The 15,654-nt window shown below is 67.4% G+C and carries 17 protein-coding genes, 1 tRNA gene and 1 pseudogene; 7 read left to right on the top strand and 12 right to left on the bottom strand.

The features are described from left to right. Nucleotides 1-44: 44 nt before the first annotated feature. The 3 genes from W7S_RS03525 to W7S_RS03515 are packed head-to-tail and all read left to right on the top strand — an operon-like array spanning nt 45 to nt 2,015. Nucleotides 45-383 (top strand): 2Fe-2S iron-sulfur cluster-binding protein, encoded by a 339-nt coding sequence (locus tag W7S_RS03525; RefSeq protein ID WP_014379137.1) that lies wholly within the window; start codon nt 45-47, stop codon nt 381-383. An 18-nt stretch (nt 384-401) separates the two neighbouring features. Next, entirely contained in the window at nt 402-716 is a 315-nt protein-coding gene (locus W7S_RS03520) for a DUF4286 family protein (protein ID WP_014710957.1), read from the top strand. A gap of 36 nt (nt 717-752) precedes the next feature. Next, on the top strand, nt 753-2,015 hold the full coding sequence (locus W7S_RS03515) for an amidohydrolase family protein (RefSeq protein WP_014710956.1): 1,263 nt from the start codon (nt 753-755) through the stop codon (nt 2,013-2,015). 67 nt (nt 2,016-2,082) lie between these two features. Here the strand turns inward: W7S_RS03515 and W7S_RS03510 are convergent, their stop codons facing one another. From W7S_RS03510 to W7S_RS03485, 6 genes and pseudogenes are all read right to left on the bottom strand, one after another. Continuing rightward, nucleotides 2,083-2,508 carry a nuclear transport factor 2 family protein gene (locus tag W7S_RS03510; RefSeq protein ID WP_014710955.1) on the bottom strand — a complete coding sequence of 142 codons (426 nt, stop codon included), beginning with the start codon at nt 2,506-2,508 and terminating at the stop codon, nt 2,083-2,085. 90 nt (nt 2,509-2,598) lie between these two features. Continuing rightward, nucleotides 2,599-3,074, bottom strand: a pseudogene (locus tag W7S_RS03505) (hypothetical protein). Between the two features lie 140 nt (nt 3,075-3,214). Then, nucleotides 3,215-4,258 (bottom strand): CaiB/BaiF CoA-transferase family protein, encoded by a 1,044-nt coding sequence (locus W7S_RS03500; RefSeq protein ID WP_014710953.1) that lies wholly within the window; start codon nt 4,256-4,258, stop codon nt 3,215-3,217. Beyond that, complete coding sequence (locus W7S_RS03495; RefSeq protein WP_014710952.1) at nt 4,255-5,211, bottom strand: LLM class F420-dependent oxidoreductase; 957 nt, start codon at nt 5,209-5,211, stop codon at nt 4,255-4,257. Before W7S_RS03495 ends, W7S_RS03500 begins: the two co-directional genes overlap by 4 nt. Continuing rightward, on the bottom strand, nt 5,196-5,630 hold the full coding sequence (locus W7S_RS03490; protein WP_008253559.1) for a cobalamin B12-binding domain-containing protein: 435 nt from the start codon (nt 5,628-5,630) through the stop codon (nt 5,196-5,198). Before W7S_RS03490 ends, W7S_RS03495 begins: the two co-directional genes overlap by 16 nt. Continuing rightward, the gene (locus W7S_RS03485; protein ID WP_008253553.1) at nt 5,631-7,208 is read right to left on the bottom strand and encodes a methylmalonyl-CoA mutase family protein; all 1,578 of its coding nucleotides are present in this window, start codon (nt 7,206-7,208) and stop codon (nt 5,631-5,633) included. It lies immediately after the preceding gene. A 69-nt stretch (nt 7,209-7,277) separates the two neighbouring features. Between W7S_RS03485 and W7S_RS03480 the strand changes: the two genes are divergently transcribed. Then, on the top strand, nt 7,278-8,102 hold the full coding sequence (locus tag W7S_RS03480; protein WP_014710951.1) for an NAD(P)-dependent oxidoreductase: 825 nt from the start codon (nt 7,278-7,280) through the stop codon (nt 8,100-8,102). A 4-nt stretch (nt 8,103-8,106) separates the two neighbouring features. Here W7S_RS03480 and W7S_RS03475 read toward each other — a convergent pair whose 3' ends face one another. Genes W7S_RS03475 through W7S_RS03465 form a run of 3 tightly spaced genes read right to left on the bottom strand, consistent with a single transcriptional unit; the run spans nt 8,107 to nt 10,627 of the window. Further along, nucleotides 8,107-8,913: a methyltransferase domain-containing protein gene (locus W7S_RS03475; RefSeq protein WP_014710950.1), complete on the bottom strand. Its 807-nt coding sequence runs from the start codon at nt 8,911-8,913 to the stop codon at nt 8,107-8,109. A 59-nt stretch (nt 8,914-8,972) separates the two neighbouring features. Beyond that, nucleotides 8,973-9,680 carry a M15 family metallopeptidase gene (locus W7S_RS03470; RefSeq protein WP_036454610.1) on the bottom strand — a complete coding sequence of 236 codons (708 nt, stop codon included), beginning with the start codon at nt 9,678-9,680 and terminating at the stop codon, nt 8,973-8,975. A gap of 59 nt (nt 9,681-9,739) precedes the next feature. Further along, entirely contained in the window at nt 9,740-10,627 is an 888-nt protein-coding gene (locus W7S_RS03465; RefSeq protein ID WP_014710948.1) for an SAM-dependent methyltransferase, read from the bottom strand. 82 nt (nt 10,628-10,709) lie between these two features. Here W7S_RS03465 and W7S_RS03460 point away from each other — a divergent pair, with 82 nt between their 5' ends. Continuing rightward, nucleotides 10,710-12,128, top strand: coding sequence for a PLP-dependent aminotransferase family protein (locus W7S_RS03460; protein ID WP_050989364.1), 1,419 nt, complete (start codon nt 10,710-10,712; stop codon nt 12,126-12,128). On the opposite strand, the gene W7S_RS03455 is transcribed toward W7S_RS03460, so the two are convergent. Together W7S_RS03455 and W7S_RS03450 are read right to left on the bottom strand one after the other, a co-directional pair. Further along, a complete protein-coding gene (locus W7S_RS03455; protein ID WP_014710946.1) occupies nt 12,112-13,392 on the bottom strand; it encodes a cytochrome P450 in 1,281 nt (426 codons plus the stop codon). The two genes, W7S_RS03460 and W7S_RS03455, sit on opposite strands and share 17 nt — an antisense overlap. Nucleotides 13,393-13,432: 40 nt before the next feature. Further along, entirely contained in the window at nt 13,433-13,633 is a 201-nt protein-coding gene (locus tag W7S_RS03450; RefSeq protein ID WP_014710945.1) for a ferredoxin, read from the bottom strand. A gap of 186 nt (nt 13,634-13,819) precedes the next feature. On the opposite strand from W7S_RS03450, the gene W7S_RS03445 reads away from it, so the two are divergent. Both W7S_RS03445 and W7S_RS03440 read left to right on the top strand, forming a co-directional pair. Continuing rightward, nucleotides 13,820-14,374 carry a TetR/AcrR family transcriptional regulator gene (locus W7S_RS03445; protein WP_085976474.1) on the top strand — a complete coding sequence of 185 codons (555 nt, stop codon included), beginning with the start codon at nt 13,820-13,822 and terminating at the stop codon, nt 14,372-14,374. 158 nt (nt 14,375-14,532) lie between these two features. Then, nucleotides 14,533-15,372: a mycofactocin-coupled SDR family oxidoreductase gene (locus tag W7S_RS03440; protein WP_008253525.1), complete on the top strand. Its 840-nt coding sequence runs from the start codon at nt 14,533-14,535 to the stop codon at nt 15,370-15,372. Between the two features lie 133 nt (nt 15,373-15,505). Here the strand turns inward: W7S_RS03440 and W7S_RS03435 are convergent. Further along, a tRNA-Phe gene (locus W7S_RS03435) sits at nt 15,506-15,573 on the bottom strand. Nucleotides 15,574-15,654 lie beyond the last annotated feature (81 nt).

The raw sequence follows: 15,654 nt of genomic DNA, 5'->3' as shown, positions 1-15,654 counted from the left end.
ATTCTCTATACTGAAGAATGCAAGTACGGAAGGGGGCGGTCTACGTGACGGTCACCCGGATCATCGAGGAGACCCCACGGGTGACAGATCCGGCCACAAACGGCTCCGGCGCCGGAACCGTGACGATTCATCTCGACCGCAAAAAGGTCTCGGTGCCCAGGGTGCCGGGCGAGACGCTCCTGGAGACCGCGCGGCGCGCCGGGCTCGAGCCGCCGTTCAGTTGCGAGGCCGGCAACTGCGGGACGTGCATGGCCAAGCTCGAAGAGGGGCACGCCACCATGCGGGTCAACGACGCTCTCGAACCCGACGAGGTCGAAGAGGGCTACATTCTGACGTGCCAGGGCGTTCCGGATACGGACTCGATCACGGTGCGCTACGAGTAGCAGCCAGGAGAAATTGCGATGGCCAAGGGCATCATCCTCGTGGAAAGTCGGCCCAGCTCGCCCGAACGGGAAGACGAGTACAACACCTGGTACGACGAGGTGCACCTGGGTGAGCTGGTGGCGCTGGACGGATTCGTCTCGGCACGTCGACTGCGACCGGTCGACGGCGACGGCCCCTACGTCGCGATCTACGAGATCGAAGGCGACGATCTGCAGGCGATTCTGGACAACATGATCGCCAACGGGCCGCAGCTGCACATGTCCGATGCCCTGCAGCTGGACCCGCCGCCGATTCCACGACTGCTCGAAACCACCACCGAGTGCAGCGGCTGACCGAGCTCGCGTCGCGCACACAAGAGGAGCCCATTGATGAAGGCCGATGACCTGATCCTGGTGAGCATTGACGACCACGTGGTCGAACCGCCGGACATGTTCCTGCGCCACGTGCCCGCCAAGTACCGGGACGAGGCACCGATCGTCGTGACCGACGACAAGGGCGTCGACCAGTGGATGTACCAGGGCCGCCCACAGGGCGTGAGCGGACTCAACGCCGTGGTGTCGTGGCCTGCCGAGGAGTGGGGCCGCGACCCCGCCGGCTTCGCCGAGATGCGTCCGGGCGTCTACGACGTCCACGAGCGCGTCCGTGATATGAACCGCAACGGCATCCTCGCGTCGATGTGCTTCCCGACGTTCACCGGCTTTTCGGCCCGGCACCTCAACATGACGCGCGAGGACGTCACCTTAGTGATGGTGTCGGCCTACAACGACTGGCACATCGACGAATGGGCCGGCTCCTACCCGGACCGGTTCATCCCCATCGCGATCCTGCCGACCTGGACTCCAGAGGGCATGTGCGCCGAGATCCGTAGGGTCGCCGCGAAGGGCTGCCGCGCGGTCACCATGCCGGAATTGCCGCATCTGGAAGGACTTCCGAGCTACCACGACGAGGACTACTGGGGGCCGGTGTTTCGCACGCTGTCCGAGGAGAACGTGGTGATGTGTCTGCACATCGGCACCGGCTTCGGGGCGATCAGCATGGCGCCCGACGCCCCGATCGACAACATGATCATTCTGGCCACCCAGGTCTCGGCGATGTGCGCCCAGGACCTGCTGTGGGGCCCGGCGATGCGCAACTACCCCGACCTGAGATTCGCCTTCTCCGAAGGCGGTATCGGCTGGATCCCCTTCTACCTCGACCGCAGCGACCGCCACTACACCAACCAGAAGTGGCTGCGCCGCGACTTCGGCGACAAGCTGCCCAGCGACGTCTTCCGCGAGCATTCGCTGGCCTGCTACGTCACCGACAAGACGTCGCTGAAGCTGCGCCATGAGATCGGCATCGACATCATCGCCTGGGAGTGCGACTACCCGCACTCGGACTGCTTCTGGCCCGACGCGCCCGAGCAGGTGCTGGCCGAACTGAACGCCGCCGGCGCCGACGACTCCGACGTCAACAAGATCACCTGGGCCAACGCCTGCCGGTTCTTCGGCTGGGACCCGTTCGCCCGCACGCCCCGCGAGCAGGCGACCGTCAAGGCCCTGCGCGCCAAGGCAACCGACGTGGATGTGTCGATCCGGTCGCGTGCCGAGTGGGCGCGGCGCTATCAGGAAAAGCAGCTGGCCACGTCCTGACGCCGAACGTCGACTTGTTGGGCGAAATCACCGATTTTTGCGCCACAACTCGACGCTCGGGGCATCGTCAGCCCGTTGGCGGGTTGACGAACCACACGTTCTCCTCGCGCAGGCTGCGGCTGCGCCAACCGTCGGCCGTGCGCGTCAGCTCGTGGTGGTAGTAGCCGCCGCAGTAACTCAACTCCGCCATGCCCGGCAACTGCATGGGGTTGTAGAACATGGCGCGCACCGTCGCGGAATCGCCGTGCAGCGCCAGGATTTCCACGTTGGTGATGTAGTGCATCGACATCGGGATCGCGCCGAAGCCCTGCTCCAGCCATGCGGCCACCTCGTCACGAGGGCCCGCCGCCGCGCCCGCCGACGAGTAGTCGATATGCGCGTCGTCGGTGAAGACCGAGCGGTACAGCTGCCAATCCTTGGCATCGACGGCGCGGGCGTATCTGTTGAGTAGCGCGGCGATTTCGAGTTCGTCGGCGACCCGCTGCAGATCCATCGTTGCACCTCATATCCCTTGGCGTCGAACGTCGACTTATTGCGCGAAATCGGCGATTCTGGCGCCATAACTCGACGTTCGGCGGACGGACTAGCCTTGCGGCAGTTCCACTCCCTCAAAACTTTTGAGCATCTCGGCCGGCGGCGGCGTCATCTGGAGATAAAGTCTATGTGGCGGATGCGGTCATCATCGGTGAACTCATAGACGGTCAGCGAATTGACCACGCTACGGAATTCGCCCACCTCGCTCCGTTCCTCGAGTTCGAGAAACACGCGGCCGCCGGCCTCGGTGATGTGCTTGAAAGAACACTCCCACTCCGACGATGTCGCCCAATTGGTGAGGAATTCGACATAGTCCGGCCACTTCATCACCTCTTTGAACGCACCGATTCGCTCGAATTCGCCCACGGCGACCAGCTCGGCCAGCGGTCTCCAACTGTCCGCCGAGAAGCCCGGTTTCTTCGCTTGGTCGACGAGGCGCTTCGTGGTGGCGCCGTATTGCAGCACCACGTGCGATCGGCCAGTGTACGAGTCGATGACATCCTCGACCGTTGGCAAGGCATTCACGCCCGCACCCCGGCCTTTCGCAGGTAACGTCGCAGGATCCCGATGCGCCCCATGAGAATTCCCCTTTCACCAGCGAGACGTAGCCAGCGCCTTTGCGTCCAACGTCGACTTGTTGCGCGAAATCGGCGATTTCGGCGCAACTACTCGACGCTCGGCAGTTCCGGCGGTGGACGGTACTCGGGTTCGTAGCCGGAAACGTGAATCGGGCTGCCCACCAGACGGAAATCACCCGCTGTCACAACCACTTCCGGGGTGGCCTCGAGGGCCTCGGGCAGGGTCCTGACGGCCGCGGCCGGAACCCCGAGCGGGCGCAGCCGGCGTTCCCACCCGGCCGCGCTGTCGGTCGCCAGCATCGCCGTGACGACGGCGAGTACTTCGTCGCGGCGGGCGACCCGCTCGGCCATCGTCTCGAAACCACCGATGCCTGCCTCCGCGGCGAACGACTTCCAGAACCCGTCATGGGTGATGAACAGCGCCAGATAGCCATCCGCGGTCGGAAACAGCTGAGCCGGAACGTAATACGAGTGCGCCCCGTGGGGGCGCCGCTGCGGCTCCACCCCACTGTTGAGGTAGGCGGAGGCGTGGTAGTTGAGCTGCGACAGCATGACGTCGCGCAGCGACACGTCCACCTGCCCGCCGGTGCCGGAGATGATCTTGGCCAGCAGTCCCAGTGCCGCCGACATTCCGGTGGAGTTGTCGGCCGACGAGTAGCCGGGCAGCGTCGGCGGACCGTCGGGGTCACCGGTCAGCGCCGCGGTGCCGACGCCAGCCTGCACCACGTAGTCGAACGCGGGGTCGTCGCCGCCGTACAGGCCGAAGCCGGTGATCGCCACGCAGACGATCCGCTCGTTGTGCCGTCGCAGCTGCTCGTAGGTGAGGCCCAGCCGGCGGATGGCGGAGGGTTTCAGGTTCACCAGCAGCGCGTGGGACTCGCCGACCAGGTCGCCCAGGCGCTGTTGTCCCGCATCCGAATTCAAATCCAGGCAGATGCTGGACTTGTTCCGATTGAGGCTGGCGAAGTACGTGGCGCCGACGCTGCGGGAGATCTCGCCGCCGGCGGGCTCGATCTTGGTGACCTCGGCGCCGAGGTCGGCGAGCAGCATGGTGGCATACGGGCCGGCCAGCATGGTGCCGACCTCGAGGATACGGATCCCCGCCAGTGGCCCGGTGTTGCTGGGAGTCAACGCAATTCCGCGGCGAGCGAGGCGATCATTTCGCGGGTGCGACGCTTGGACGCGACCAGCTCGTCCCGGTTGTCGCCGATGGGCAGCAGCCGCACCGAGAGATCGGTTACGCCCGCGTCGGCGAATCGGCGCATCCGGGCGAGAATCTGTTCGGAGTCGCCGGCCGCGCACAGGTCGCCGACGTCGCGGGCATCGCCCCGGTCGAGCAGGCGCTGGTAGTTGGGTGACACCTCGGCCTCCCCCAAGATCCGGTTGGCGCGCTCCTTGGCCTCCTCGACTTGCGAAGGCCCACACAGGCATACCGGTATGCCCGCGACGATCCGCGGCGCGGGTCGCCCGGCATCGGCGGCGGCCTTGGTGATCTTCGGCGCGATGTGGTCACCGATCGCGCGCTCGTCGGCCATCCACAACACGGTGCCGTCGGCGAGTTCACCGGCGAGCTGCAGCATCACCGGGCCGAGCGCGGCGACCAGCACCGGCATCGGGGTATCGGCCCCGATCGCCAGCGGGTTGTGCACGGTGAACGAATCGTTCTCGATATCCACCGGGCCCGGGCCGGCGACAGCGGCGTTGAGCACCTGCAGGTAATCGCGGGTATAGGCGGCCGGCTTCTCGTAGGGCAGGCCGAGCATGTCGCGGATGATCCAGTGGTGCGACGGCCCGACACCGAGAGCCAGCCGCCCGCCTGCCACCGCGTGCGTCGAAAGCGCTTGGCGGGCAAGCGCGATCGGATGCTGGGCCTGCAGCGGCACCACCGCGGTGCCCAGTTCGATGCGCGAGCTGTGCGCGGCCATCAGCGACACCATGGTCAGGCAGTCGAAGTCGTTGGGCACCTGCGGCATCCACGCGGTGTCCAGACCCGCGGATTCGGCCCATTCGATATCGGAGGCCAGCTTGTGCACCTTGCGGGCCATGTCGCCACGCTCGGCACCGATCATTACTCCGACGCGCACTGTTCCTCTTTTTCTTCCGAAGCGGGCTCGGGGGTCCCGGTCAGCGCGCGGATGTCGCGCACCAGGTTGTCCAGCGGTGTCCCGGTGGGGAATACGGCCGCGGCCCCGGCGGAGAGCAGTTTGGGGACGTCGGCGTGCGGGATGGTCCCGCCGACGACGACCGAGATGTCGGCGGCGTCGGCGGCGCGCAGCGCCTCGACGGTGCGCGCGGTGAGCGCCAGGTGCGCACCGGACAGGATGCTCAGGCCGACCACGGCGACGTCTTCCTGCACCGCGATCGAGGCGATGTCCTCGATACGCTGGCGGATGCCGGTGTAGATGACCTCGAATCCGGCGTCGCGCAGGGTGCGGGCGACGATCTTGGCGCCGCGGTCGTGTCCGTCCAGGCCGGGTTTGGCAACGAGAACGCGAACGGCCACTTAGAACACCACCGGCTGCTGGAACTCGCCCCACACTGCTTTGAGCGCGGAGACCATCTCCCCAACGGTGCAGTAGGCGTTGGCACAGTCGATCAACTTGTGCATCAGGTTGTCGTCTCCTTCGGCGGAACGCGACAGGGCGGCGAGGCTGGATTTCACTGCGGCCGAATCCCTTTCGGATTTTACCTTGGAGAGCCGCTTGAGCTGAAGATCACGCCCTTCGGCGTCGAGCTCATAGGTGACGACATCGTGTTCCGGTTCCTCGGTCACGAAGCGGTTGACGCCGACGACCGGGCGGTCGCCGGATTCGATGTCCTGGTGGATCTTGAATGCCTCGTCGGCGATCAGGCCCTGTAGGTAACCGTCCTCGATGGCATGGACCATTCCTCCGTGCCGCTCGAGGTCGGACATGATCTCGATGATGCGCTCCTCGGTCGCGTCGGTCAGCGCCTCCACGAAGTACGAGCCGCCCAGCGGGTCGGCCACACTGGCCACGCCGGTTTCGTGCGCGAGGATCTGCTGGGTGCGCAACGCCAGCGTGGTGGTCTCCTCGGTGGGCAGCGCGAATGGTTCGTCCCAGGCGGCCGTGAACATCGACTGGACGCCGCCCAATACGGCGGCCATGGCCTCGTAGGCCACCCGGACGATGTTGTTGTGGGCCTGCGGGGCATACAGCGACGCCCCGCCGCAGACGCAGCCGAAGCGGAACATCGCCGCCTTGTCCTTCGTCGCCCCGTAGCGCTCCCGCACGATCGTCGCCCAACGCCGCCGCCCCGCACGGTATTTGGCGATCTCCTCGAAGAAATCCCCGTGGGTGTAGAAGAAGAACGAGATCTGCGGCGCGAACTGGTCGATCGTCATGCGGCCGCGTTCCACCACCGTGTCGCAGTAGGTGACGCCGTCGGCCAGGGTGAACGCCATCTCCTGCACGGCGTTGGCCCCGGCGTCGCGGAAATGCGCACCGGCGACCGAGATCGCGTTGAACCTGGGCACCTCGGCGGCGCAGAACTCGATGGTGTCCGCGATCAACCGCAAAGACGGCTCCGGCGGCCAGATCCAGGTCCCGCGCGAGGCGTACTCCTTGAGGATGTCGTTCTGGATGGTCCCGGTGAGCTTGGCCCGCGGGATGCCCTTTTTCTCGGCCGCGGCGACGTAGAAGGCCAGCAGGATCGCCGCCGTGCCGTTGATGGTCATGCTGGTGCTGAGCTTGTCCAGCGGGATGCCGTCGAACAGGATCTCGAAGTCGGCCAGGGTATCCACCGCGACGCCGACCCGGCCGACCTCCTCACCGAACTCGGGGTCGTCGGAGTCGTATCCGCACTGCGTCGGCAGGTCGAGCGCCACCGACAACCCGGTCCCGCCCTGATCCAGCAGGTAGCGGTACCGGCGATTGGACTCCTCGGCGGTGCCGAACCCCGAATATTGGCGGAAGGTCCACAGCTTGCCGCGGTAGCCCGACGCGAAGTTGCCGCGAGTGAAGGGGAACTCCCCGGGCTGGGGAGGCTCCGCGCCCCTATCCGCCGGCCCATATACGGGCTGCAGCGGGATGCCGGAGGGAGTGTGGGCCGTATTATCCATCGGTGAATAACGTACTTGCAAAAAAAGAGAATGCCAATACCATACGCTTGACCTGGTCAAAGGAGACGAATGGCTGACAACGTGCTCACCGATCGCACGGTGGTGATCTCCGGCGGGAGCCGCGGGATCGGACTCGCGATTGGGATCGCCGCCGCCAGGCGGGGTGCCAACGTGGTGCTGCTGGCCAAGACCGACACACCCCATCCGCGCCTGCCCGGGACGGTGCACACCGCGGCGGCCGACGTCGAGGCCGCCGGCGGGAAGGCGCTGGCCGTCGTGGGCGACGTGCGCCGCGAAGAGGACGTGCAGCGCGTGGTCGACGCGGCCGTGCAGCGGTTCGGCGGCATCGACATCTGCGTCAACAACGCCAGCGCCATCGCCACCGACCCGACGGCCGTGCTGTCGGCCAAGAAATACGACCTGATGCAGGAGATCAACCTGCGCGGCACCTTCCTGCTGACCAAGGCGTGCGTGCCCCATCTAAAGAAATCGGCCAACCCGCACGTGCTGACCATCTCGCCACCGATCAACATGAACCCCCGCTGGCTGGGCGCCCACCCGGCCTACACACTGTCCAAGTACGGGATGACGCTGCTGTCGCTGGGCTGGGCGGCCGAGTTCGCGGACGACGGGATCGGCGTGAACTGCCTGTGGCCGGAGACCTACATCGCCACCGCGGCGGTCACCAACATGGCCGATGGCGACCGGCTGGCCGCGTCGTCGCGCAGCCCGGAGATCATGGGCGACGCCGCCGTCGAGATCGTCTCTCGACCCGCCCGGCAAGCCACGGGCGAATGCCACGTCGACGCCGAGGTGCTGCGATCGGCCGGGGTTGCGGATCTGTCCCGATACGGCGGCGGCGAGCAGCCGATCCCGGACCTATTCCTGGACTGAATACCTAAGCACGGCAGAGGATTTCGCCGTGCGGGATGGCGATCCAGCCGTCTTCGGCGACGGCCCATTCTCGCCAGGCGGCGGAGATCTCCTCGAGCTGCGCCGGGGTGGCCAGCTCGAGGCTCACCAGGTCGCTGGCCACGGTCGAATGAAGGATCCGGTCGGCCCACATGCCGCCCCACCATTCGCGCGTCTCGGGTGTGGCGTAGCACCACAGGCTGCCGGTGGGTGTGATGTCGTCGAATCCCGCCTGCTGTGCCCAGGACAGCAGCCGCCGGCCCGCGTCGGGCTCGCCGCGGTTGGCGCGGGCGACGCGTTGGTAGAGCTCGCGCCACAACTCGAGGGCGGGTAGCTGCGGGTACCAGATGAACCCCGCATAGTCGGCGTCGCGGACCGCCACGATGCCGCCCGGCGCGCACACTCGCCGCATCTCACGCAGGGCGCGCACCGGGTCGGCCACGTGCTGTAGCACCTGATGGGCGTGGACGACATCGAACGTGCCGTCGGCAAAGTCGAGGTCGTGCACGTCGGCGGTGCCGAACGAGACGTTGGACAGGTTGCGTTGCCGGGCTTCGGTGCGGGCCACGCCCAGGACGTCGGCGACTTGGTCGACGGCGGTGACGGGTCCGGGTGCGACGCGCGCGGCGAGGTCAGCGGTGATGGTGCCGGGACCGCAGCCGATATCCAGCACCGACAGGCCCGGTTTCAGGTGGGGCAGCAGGTAGGCCGCCGAGTCTTCGGCGGTGCGGCGGCGGTGGCTGCGCAGCACCGACTCGTGGTGTCCGTGTGTGTAACTGGCCCGCTCGTTCACCTCGCCAGCGTACGGCGGCAAGCCACATGATGATACACGTGTCTCGGTATATGAGACATCTAGTCGACGGGGACGTTGAGAATCGGGAGGTCGACACCCGCGCCCGGACCGTCGAAATGCCACCATTCGCCCGAATACACCTTCAGGCCGCCATAGTTCATGGCGTTGCGCAGCGCGGCTCGATTCGCCCTCGCGTCGGCGCTGATGCCCTGGGTGTTGAACGCCGTTGCCCGAGAGGTGAAGTCGTCGAAGTCGGTGCCCATGTCGGCCAGGCACAGCCCACCCGCGTGTAGTCCCGACGTGCATGGCTGTTGCGGCGTCGTGAACGTCACGTCGACCGAGCGTCCCGACTCATGGCTGCGCGCATATTGGCCAGGTCGTGCCACCCAGGCCGGGTTGGGGACCAGGCTGAACATCTTGACCTGGACGTCGTGCGGCCGATAGCAGTCCCAGAAGACCAGGAGGTGGCCCTGCGGTCGCAGCGCGCCGGCGGCGGCGGCGAGTCCGGGCGCCATCGATTGGTGCACAAGGCATCTGGCGTCGGACGGATACAGCTGCGTGTGGGTGAAGTTGTTGGTCGTCGCGTAGCGCAGATCGAGCACGGCGTCGGGAACGACGGTGCGGACGTCGACGAAGCCGGCCGCCCGCGCGGCGTCGCTGACCGGCGGCACGTCGGGGCCCGCCGAGGCGCGAGGGGTATCCCAGGCCGGGCCGCACCCCAGGATGAGTGCGAAAGCGGCCAGCCTGAGCACTCCTGCGCGACGCATTGGGCCATTGTCCCGGCTGGATCGGTCCGCGTCGGGTTATCTGGCCGTCGGGGCGCGCCTCATTCGCGTTCTGCCGTCGCGACGGCGAGCCAGTCGTCGTCCGCGAGCCGGCTTGCGCGCGACGGGTCGTAGCGGCGCAACAGCGCGGGCACGGTCGCGTGGTCGCGCAGCTCGAATCCGTGCGCTGCCAATGTGGCGGTCAGGTCGGCCTCGGTGAAGTCGCTGCGATACGGTTCGCCGCGCCGGGCCACCATCCGGGTGATCCGGCCCGCGCTCTTCCACGGGGTGCCGGCGGTGACGACGCCCGCGGCGATGTGGTCCAGGACGAGGCGACTCCCCGGGGTGCACAGGCCGGCGAGGTCGGCGATGGTCGCGTCGATGGCGCCGCGGGTCAGGTAGGGAGTGACGCCGAGCCACACCACGAGGGCGGGCTGCTTGGGGTCGAAGCCGGCGGCCAGTAGCGCTTCGCGCAGCGCGTTCCGTTCCAAATCGCAGGCGACCCAATGGATTCGGCAGCTGTGCCGCGGCGCCAACAGCCGCTCGACGACCGGGCGCTTGTGCGCTTGAGTGGTGGGCGCGTCGACCTCGAAGATCGTCACCGGGGTCCCCGCGCGGCGAATGCTGGTGGTGTCGAAGCCCGCGCCCAGCAGCACGAGTTGGCCGATCCCCGCGGCGATCGCGGCCTCACATGCGTCGTCGACGTAGCGCACCCGAAGCGCGATGTGGGCGTGCAGGCCTCCCCACAGGTGGTCAAATATCCGGAGCGCGGCGTCGGCCGCGCGCCAGTGGGCGAGCATGGCGCGCAGCACCGGATTACCGACGAAACGCCGGGAGTACGCGTCCTCCACGAGCCGCCGCCCCGGTGGCCGCAGCGTTTCCGCAGCGCGTTGAAACGCATTGACTTCGGCGGTCCAACTCGCCGCGCGATCAAGGCGTCGGGCGCCCACATCAACCATCGTCTCCCCTTTGCACGAACCATCCGCTGTTGACGCTATCCACCACACCGGCCCATCGGTAAGGTCCAATTCGATGCCGAATTCGTGGACCAGTCGCGATACCGGAGGGGACCTGCATCTCGACCTTCCCCCGGGTCGGGGCCGGCGTGCGGCGCTCGAAGCCGCTCTGCGACAAGCCATCCGGGGTGGACGCCTCGCCGCGGGCGAGGCGTTGCCATCCTCGCGTGCCCTCGCCACACAGCTCGGGCTTGCCCGCGGCACCGTCGTCGAGGTCTACACGCAACTGGCGGCCGAGGGATACCTCCGGACCCGTCCAGGCGCGGCCACCCAGGTGGCGGGCGGACCGCACGTTCAGGCACCGATCGAATCGATGCGGGTTACCCAGCGCTATGCGGCCGATTTTCGCCTCGGCCGCCCGGACCTCAGCATGTTCCCGCGCGCCGAATGGTTACGCGCGTTGCGCCGAGTCCTCGAGGCCACCCCCCACGCCGAACTGGGGCCGGCGGACCCGCGCGGGTCACCGCGCTTGCGCGCCGCGCTGGCCAACTACCTGGGTCGAGTGCGCGGGGTGCTCACCACCGGCGAGCACATCGTCGTCTGCAGCGGGTTCACCCAGGGGCTGCGTCTGGTGTGTGAGGCGCTGGCCGCCGGCGGAGCCCGGTCGATCGCGCTCGAGAATCCCTGCCTGCCCGACCATCGCGCGACGGCGGCGGCGAGCGGGCTAACCGTCGAGCCCCTCGACGTCGACCACGGGGGTGCGCGGCCCGAGGGATTCAATACGGCCGTCGCCGCGGCGGTGCTCACCCCGGCACACCAGGCTCCCCTCGGGGCGACGCTCGACGCCGACCGGCGTACCGAGTTCGCGCACATCGCCGCGACCCGGGGCACGTATCTGATCGAGGACGATTACGACGGGGAATTTCGCTACGACCGGCACCCCGTGGGCGCGCTGCAGGGCCTGGCACCCGAACACGTCGTCTACGTGGGTAGCGCCAGCAAGAGCCTGGCGCCCGGCCTCCGCCTCGGCTGGCTCGCGTTACCCGCCGCGTTGGTCGACGGGGTGGTCGAAGCCAAGCGCCGCGCCGATCGCGGAACCGACGTGCTCGCGCAGCTGACGTTCGCGGAGCTGATCGAATCCGGAGCGCTCGATCGGCACATCCGGCGGATGCGGCGGCGTTACCGCAACCGCCGCGACGCTCTCGTCGTTACCCTCGGCCGCTGCGCCCCCGGGATGCCGGTGTTGGGCATCTCAGCCGGCCTGCACGCCGTTGTCGCGCTGCCCGAGGGCATTTCGGAGGCCGAGGTGTTGAGCGCGGCGCGCGGACGCGACATCGCCCTCACCGGGCTGGCCCCGTTCTGGCACGGCACGGGCCGCCGCACAGACGGAATCATCATCGGGTACGGGACACCGCCCGAACACGAATACACCACCGCCCTGGCCCGTTTGGGAGAGTTGATGTCCGCCGTCTCGGGCGTCAGTCGGCCGGGGTGAAGTCGATGTGCAACTCCGTCAGGCCGCGCAGCAGGAACGTCGGCTCGTAGTGGTACTGACGGCCACGGGGCGATCCGTGCTTGGCCTCGCTGATCCTGAATTCGCGGGTGCGGTCCAGGAGGCGGTTGATGGTGATCTGTCCCTCCACCCGCGCCAGCGGCGCGCCCGCGCACGTGTGAATGCCGCGACCGAAGGCGATGTGCTCGCGCACGTTCTTCCGATCGGGCCGGAACTCGTTGGGATTGTCGAACTTTCGCGGATCGCGGTTGGCCGCACCCAGACAGAGCATGAGGACGGTGCCGGCCGGGATGTGCACCCCGCCCAGGGTGGTGGTCTTCCGTGCCAGCCGGAAGTCCACCTTGGTGGGGCTCTGCATGCGCAGTGCCTCCTCGATGAACGTGCCGATCAAGCTTCGATCTGAACGCAGCCGCTCTTGCAGCTCGGGGTCGTCGCCGAGGACCTGCACCGCCGAGCTGAGCAGTTTGGTCACGGTCTCCTGCCCGGCCGCGAACAGGAACGTCGCCGGCCGGACGACCTCCAACAGCGGCGGGACCGAGCCGTCGGGGTACGTGGCGGTGGCCAGGCCGGTCAGCACGTCTTCGCGCGGTTGCCGTCGCCGGTCGGTGATGTAGGCGCTGAACAGGTCGTCGAGGTACTGCAATGGGTTGCTGCCCACCGGTTCGTGATCCAGCGCGCCCACTCGGGCGCCCGGCGCATTGCCGGCCCCGAGATTGCGGCGGATCTCTGGGCGGTCCTCGTCGGGAACCCCGAGCAGATCGGCGATCGCCAGGGTGGCGAACGGCTTCGCGTACTCGCTGAGGAACTCGCAGTGGCCGTTGGCGATGAACTCGTCGAATTGCCGGTCGGCCAATTGCCAGATGTAGTCCTTGTTTTCCTGCAGTCGGCGCGGGGTCAGCAGCCGGCCGAGTAGGGAGCGCGCCTTTTCGTGCTCGGGCGGGTCCATGACGACCATGTGCTCGAAGATCGGGAACTCGTGGCGATGCGCCTCGATCTGCTCACTGATGTCGTCGCCTTCCGGGGTGAACGGCAACGGCGGGAACGGACCACCGATCGCGTTGACCGCGGAAAACGAGTCCACGTCTTTGAATGCCGCCTGAACCTCCTGGTAGCCGGTGACGGCCACGACCCCGTAGTGCGGTTCGCGGAACACCGGTCCCTGGTTGCGCAGGTAGTCCCAGTAGTCGTAGGGGTCTTGCGCGACGTCGGCGTCGGTGAAGTAGTCGACGTTGGCGAGATCGGTCATGAGTCCAATTCCTTTTCCTGGCACCGAAAAGCGCAGTGCGTCACGCTGATGCGTCGCCGGCGACGGCGCTGATGGCCTGGCGCGGACAGGCGGCCACGGCCGCTTCCACGCTGTGGCGCAACGCTTCAGCCGGTTGCTCGTCGCAGGTCGCGACGTCGTCACCCAGCTCGAAAACCTCGGGGGCGATCTCCACGCAGAGGGCATGCGCCTCACACAGGCGCGGATCCACCCGCACACGCATGCGCGCTGTCGTCACCGGCCCTCCAATCCCCCGTTTGCCGCTCCACAAACTGATCGATCGACCAAATTGTTAGGATGCGGTATGCCTACCACGGATCGCGCGGGCCGGTCAAGCAAAGCCGGCGCACCCAACCGCGCGGCGGCGCGCCAACCCAAGCGGACCCCCGACGCCGGCGCGCGCAGCAAGCTGATCGAGGCCACCGCCCGCATCATGCGCGAGGAAGGCTATGCCGCGGCCACCTCCCGGCGGGTCGCCGCCGAGGCCGGCGTCAAGCAGGCGCTGGTCTATTACTACTTCCCCACGATGGACGATCTGTTCGTCGAGGTGCTGCGCGCCGGTGCCGAGACCGCGCTGACGCGCATGCGCGCCCTGCTGGCCGAGGACGACCCCCTGCGGGCGCTGTGGGCGATGAACAGCGACACGGCGGTGACCGCACTGAACGCCGAGTTCATGGCATTGGCCAACCACCGCAAGGCAATTGGCGCCGAACTCAAGGCCTACGCCGAGCGCGTTCGTGACATCGAGACGGCGGCCGTCACCATGGTGCTACGCGCCAACGGAGTCGATCTCGAGGAATATCCCCCGGTCGCGATCTCGATGCTGATCGCGCAGGTGGCCCGCAGCCTGTGCAACGAGAGCGCCGTCGGCGTCACCCAGGGACACGACGAGCTGCGCGCGTTCGCCGAACGCCAGATGAGCCTGCTGGCGGCACCTGCGGCCGCGTCCACGCTTGGCCGCTAGCACCGGCCGGCGCCACCGCAGCGGCACAGGACCGTTTCCGCATCCCGGCCACCGAGCGGGCGGTCGGGCACACGTCTGTTGACACTGCGCACGAATGGTGCCAACCTTCCTGATCGATCGACAAAGAATTGTCGGCCACGTCTAGGTGAGGTGCAGTCATGGGTGGAAGAGTTGAGGGCAAGGTCGCGTTCATCACCGGGGCGGCTCGCGGCCAGGGCCGCAGCCACGCGGTGCGCCTGGCGCAGGAAGGTGCCGACATCATCGCGGTCGACATCTGCACGCCGATCAGTAGCAGCAGCGAGATCCCGCCGTCGACGCCCGATGACCTGGCCGAGACGGCCGACCTCATCAAGGGCCTGAACCGCCGCATCGTGACCGCCGAGGTCGACGTCCGCGATTACGACGCGCTGAAAGCGGCGGTGGACAGCGGCGTCGAGCAGCTGGGCCGGTTGGACATCATCTGCGCCAACGCCGGAATCGGCAACGGCGGCCAGACTTTGGACAAGACCAGCGAAGACGACTGGCGCGACATGATCGACGTCAACCTTTCCGGCGTCTGGAAAACCGTCAAAGCCGGTGTGCCGCACCTGATTTCCCAGGGCCAGGGCGGCTCGATCATTCTGACCAGTTCGGTCGGGGGCCTCAAGGCCTACCCGCACACCGGTCACTACATCGCCGCCAAGCACGGCGTGGTCGGCCTGATGCGCACCTTCGCCGTCGAACTCGGCGAGCACTTCATCCGGGTGAACTCGGTGCACCCCACCAACGTGAACACGCCCATGTTCATGAACGAGGGGACGATGAAGCTGTTCCGGCCCGACCTGAAGAATCCCGGCCCGGATGACCTCAAGGTGGCCGCGCAGTTCATGCACGTGCTGCCGGTCGGCTGGGTCGAGCCGGTGGACATCAGCAACGCGGTGCTGTTCCTGGCTTCCGACGAATCGCGTTACATCACAGGTCTTCCGGTCACCGTCGATGCCGGGAGCATGCTCAAGTAGGGCTTCCCTCATCAATGGCGGCCGAGCCCGCCGTAGTCGTCGACCGCCCGCCAGCAGCGCCCACGGGGCCTGCTGGCGATTGGCGACCGTCCATGCAGCCGACGGGTCAAATGATTGATGGTGATCACCATCGTGGTGGCCAGGGGCGGGATCGAACCGCCGACCTTCCGCTTTTCAGGTGGATGGAACGGCCGCTGGCCTGCGGTTTAATGACTCCCATACGTCAAATACGCCGCGCTGAGCGCGTCTGACGCAGGCTGCTCGTCCGGCGATCGGACACAG

Origin of the sequence: Mycobacterium sp. MOTT36Y (genome assembly GCF_000262165.1) — a bacterium.
Classification (GTDB): Bacteria; Actinomycetota; Actinomycetes; order Mycobacteriales; family Mycobacteriaceae; genus Mycobacterium; species Mycobacterium intracellulare.
Note: the sequence above shows the minus strand (reverse complement) of the source record. Positions and strands in the feature narration are given on the sequence as shown.

What these genes read in the sequence shown, in the direction of transcription:
- W7S_RS03520 (WP_014710957.1), top strand. Translation starts at nt 402, where the DNA reads ATGGCCAAGGGCATCATCCTCGTGGAAAGTCGGCCCAGCTCGCCCGAA.
- W7S_RS03515 (WP_014710956.1), top strand. Translation starts at nt 753, where the DNA reads ATGAAGGCCGATGACCTGATCCTGGTGAGCATTGACGACCACGTGGTC.
- W7S_RS03510 (WP_014710955.1), bottom strand. Translation starts at nt 2,508, where the DNA reads ATGGATCTGCAGCGGGTCGCCGACGAACTCGAAATCGCCGCGCTACTC.
- W7S_RS03485 (WP_008253553.1), bottom strand. Translation starts at nt 7,208, where the DNA reads ATGGATAATACGGCCCACACTCCCTCCGGCATCCCGCTGCAGCCCGTA.
- W7S_RS03480 (WP_014710951.1), top strand. Translation starts at nt 7,278, where the DNA reads ATGGCTGACAACGTGCTCACCGATCGCACGGTGGTGATCTCCGGCGGG.
- W7S_RS03470 (WP_036454610.1), bottom strand. Translation starts at nt 9,680, where the DNA reads ATGCGTCGCGCAGGAGTGCTCAGGCTGGCCGCTTTCGCACTCATCCTG.
- W7S_RS03460 (WP_050989364.1), top strand. Translation starts at nt 10,710, where the DNA reads ATGCCGAATTCGTGGACCAGTCGCGATACCGGAGGGGACCTGCATCTC.
- W7S_RS03455 (WP_014710946.1), bottom strand. Translation starts at nt 13,392, where the DNA reads ATGACCGATCTCGCCAACGTCGACTACTTCACCGACGCCGACGTCGCG.
- W7S_RS03450 (WP_014710945.1), bottom strand. Translation starts at nt 13,633, where the DNA reads ATGCGTGTGCGGGTGGATCCGCGCCTGTGTGAGGCGCATGCCCTCTGC.
- W7S_RS03440 (WP_008253525.1), top strand. Translation starts at nt 14,533, where the DNA reads ATGGGTGGAAGAGTTGAGGGCAAGGTCGCGTTCATCACCGGGGCGGCT.